Below are 3,440 nucleotides of genomic sequence, written 5' to 3'. Positions count from 1 at the left end.
GCCCACGCGCGGTCGTCGCGGTTGTAGCTGACGAAGATCTGGCGTGGATCGGACGTCATCGGACGGGGCCCTCCGGGCGGCAGTATACCGCCGAGGCGCCGATCGCCACCGACCTCGCCCCGTAGGGGCGACGGCATGTAGCCTGGGGCGAAGCCCCAGGTCACGAGCGGAACAAAATCTCAAGCCCCGTTAGGGGCGATGGCGAGGTACCGCCCAGGAGGGTCTTCAATCCCAAAGGTACTGCTCATCGAACTCGATGCTGTGCTTGTGCAGTATCTCGCGCAGCTCTTCCTGAAACGTCCTGCGCCGATGATGCTCGGCCTGGTTCTGGATGTATCTTCGTAGCTGGCCAACCTGGGACTCACTGACCGAGAACGCCCCGTAGCCGGTCTGCCACGCGAACTTGAAATCGGCACCGGGGCGTTGGTTCATCCATTTCGAGGAGCTGGTCTTGATCCGCCTCACCATCGTGGCGACCGCGACCGCGGCCTTGAAACGGGCCAGCAGGTGGACGTGGTCGGCGACGCCGCCGATCTCGAGGAGGGTTCCGCCTTCGCCGCGGATGACGCCGCCGACGTATTGGTAGAGCGGCTCCCGGACGGCGTTTCCGAGGTAGGCAACGCGGTTCTTGGTGCTGAAGACGATGTGGAAGAGGAGATTTGTGTAGGTATTGGCCATGATCGCGCGTCATCCGTCGGTTTGGGTCCCGCCGCCGCCGCCCCTTCTTTCCTGACATATGTCACCCAAGTTAGATTGGGTGAGTATTTTCACTGTCTGGAAGGAGGTGCCCCATGGGCGTTCGCCAACGCGAGAAGGAGCTTCTGGCCCGGCTGGACTGCAAGAGCCTTGACGCACAGTTCGTGGCCGAGACTCGAGATGGATTGGACTGTTCGCCGTTCGAGGCGGATGCGGTCTTGAAAGTCGTGCGGGAGGTCTATGCTCCGTACTTCGATGCCCCCGAGGCTGCTCTTCCGCCGGGCAAGATGACTCTGGTGGTGGTCCACGCCGATGAGCCGGCCGGCAAGCGTTTGTCCGATTGTCGCAAGCAGACGGTGTGTCTGAGTGTCCATCGAGGTTCGCAGGACGACGCGCTGTTACGGCGTGATGGGCCCGCGGCCTTCCGCCGCGCCCGGATCCCGGATCTGTGCCAGGAAGCGCTGAGCCAGGACGGTCTGTTGACGCGCGAGGACCTGGCCTGTCGGGTCTTCTTCGTGGCCACGCGCACGATTAGTCGCGACCTTCTCTTCCTGCGTCAGAGCGGGGTGGTGGTGCCGTTGCGCGGTACGGTCCACGACATCGGCCCGGTGTTGAGCCACCGTACGGAGATCGTCCGCTTGGCGCTGGAAGGTTGCCTGACCACTGAGATCTGCCGGCGGTTGCGACACTCGCCGGAGGCGGTGGCGAATTACCTCTCGACGTTCACCCGCTGTGTGCAGTTACAGCGCCGCGGCATGGACGTGGGCGAGATCGCCTTCCTGCTGCGTCGCGGTCCTACGCTGATCGAGGGCTACCTCGAGCTGCTGGCCGAGAGCGAGGCCGATCCCAACCGCGAGTACCACCTCGATGAGCTGCTTCGGCTAGGGAGCTGTGGATGGGAAAAAAAACCAGCCGCTGGCGCAGGAGGAGACGATGGGTAGCCGGCCGGACTACGTGCGCAAGAAGTTCGCGCCGCTGAAGGACAAGACGCTGCGCAACGCGCTGGCCCACCGCATTGAACGGGAGTTCCCTCGCATCGGCGGTCGCCGGATCCGCGGCCTGTGTGCGGACATGATCCTCGAAGTGGTGAACGAACACCTGCGGCCGCTCGAGAACGTCGCCCACGGCCAAACGGTGTGGATGGCGGTGCACACTGAGTCGCCGCCGCGCCAGCATCAGCGCATCGCCGATGCCGAGTTGGTCCCTGTGGTGCTCGACGTGAGCACGGCCGAGGATGTGGAAGCTCGCCTCGAGAGGATGAGCCGGCATCAACGGCTGACGCAGAAGGCCGTGCGGCTGTGCCAGCAGGCCTATGAGCAGGGCGGGCTGCTGTCGAACTGCGACTTGGCCGAGCTGCTCAACGTCGATGACTCATCGATCTCGAAGGTCTTGGTGGAGTACGAGCGTGCGACTGAGGGACTGGTGCCTCGCCGAGCGACCCTGCACGACGTGGGCACGGGACTGACCCACAAAGTCCTGATCTGTCGCAAGCGCTACGTCGAGGGCAAAGAGCCGCACCTGGTCGCGCAGGAGACCTACCACAGCCTGGATGCGGTGGATCACTACCTGGGCCAGTACGACCGCGTGCGCTACTGCCGCCTCCAGGGGCTGTCGCCGGCCGAGACGGCGCACACTTTGGCCTGTAGCGTCGCTCTGGTGGAGGAGTATCTGAAGATCGATCGCGAGTTGGAGAGCGAAGGATGAAGCGGTCGTTGGCGCGGAGCCGGTGCTTACGGCGCGCGGCGCAACATGTGGCGTGTGACCCGAGGATAGATGTCGTCGCGGCGCAAGCCGCTTCTCAGACCGAGTTGCGTATACCGACGATTCCGGTCGGTCGGTCTTGCGCCGACTGTGCTCGGGGAGCACGCCGTGTCCACTCGAGCCGTCCACGAGATGCATCGACCTCCGTAGTGAACGCGCCAGCACTGACCGTTGCAGGGCACCGCCGTTCCACGAGACGCGCCCACTCGAAACCCGCAGTGAGCGCGCCAGCACCGACCGTTGCAGGGTACCGCCGTTCCACGAGATGCGCCCACGAGATCGATCCGAAGGCTTCTCCCCCGACGCAACTACCACGGGCGGTAATCGCGGGCACCAGCCTTGCGGCCACCGAGATCGCCTCCTGGCGCGCCCTAGGTGAAATCTGCCTCCGCTTCCGCCGTCGCAGCTCCATGCGCCACTCGAATCGCCGGCGGTCTTGCGCCAGCACGGACCGTGGCCCACCGCGACGCTCCACGAGACGCACCCACTCGAATGCACTAGAGTGATCCGATCGATTGCAGCCACACCTGACTCAACCCCGAAATCCGCCCTCCTGGGTGACATATGTCCAGATCTTCGGGGCGAGGACATTTGGCCCGGATGGCGTATGATGGTCCGCATGAGACCCGAGAAGGCTCAGACGATCCTGAAATGGATCCTGCTCGTCGGCGGCGGCCTCGCCGCCACCGCGGTGTTCCCGATGGCGATGCCCACCGACTGGATGGAATGGACCAACGACTGGCTGGGGCTGGGACCTTTTCACCGCTCGCCGCTGATGGAGTACCTGACGCGCTCACTGTCGGCGCTCTACGCCCTGAACGGCTTCCTGGCGATCTACCTGGCGCGGGACGTCAAGCGCTACGCCGACCTGCTGGCCTTCTACGGCTGGCTGACGGTCGGCGTCGCCGTGGCGCTGACCGCGATCGACTTCGCGGCCCCCATGCCAACCTACTGGCGCTGGGGCGAGGGGCCGATGGTGATGG

General features: G+C 64.8%; 4 protein-coding genes. 3 read left to right on the top strand and 1 reads right to left on the bottom strand.

Annotation, left to right across the window (positions count from 1 at the left end):
* Positions 1-225: 225 nt before the first annotated feature.
* Positions 226-678: an IS200/IS605 family transposase gene (gene tnpA / locus GY769_25595; GenBank protein ID MCP4205299.1), complete on the bottom strand. Its 453-nt coding sequence runs from the start codon at positions 676-678 to the stop codon at positions 226-228.
* 113 nt (positions 679-791) lie between these two features.
* Here tnpA and GY769_25590 point away from each other — a divergent pair, with 113 nt between their 5' ends.
* The 3 genes from GY769_25590 to GY769_25580 all read left to right on the top strand — a co-directional run.
* Positions 792-1,637, top strand: a complete 846-nt coding sequence (locus GY769_25590) for a DUF1670 domain-containing protein (GenBank protein ID MCP4205298.1) — start codon at positions 792-794, stop codon at positions 1,635-1,637.
* A complete protein-coding gene (locus GY769_25585) occupies positions 1,630-2,400 on the top strand; it encodes a DUF1670 domain-containing protein (GenBank protein MCP4205297.1) in 771 nt (256 codons plus the stop codon). The genes GY769_25590 and GY769_25585 overlap by 8 nt, the downstream gene beginning before the upstream one ends.
* A gap of 676 nt (positions 2,401-3,076) precedes the next feature.
* On the top strand, positions 3,077-3,440 hold a 364-nt coding region (locus GY769_25580; protein MCP4205296.1), incomplete at its 3' end, for a hypothetical protein.

The organism is bacterium, from assembly GCA_024224155.1.
Lineage (GTDB): Bacteria > Acidobacteriota > Thermoanaerobaculia > Multivoradales > JAHEKO01 > CALZIK01.
This window is presented reverse-complemented; position numbering and strand designations above follow the sequence as displayed.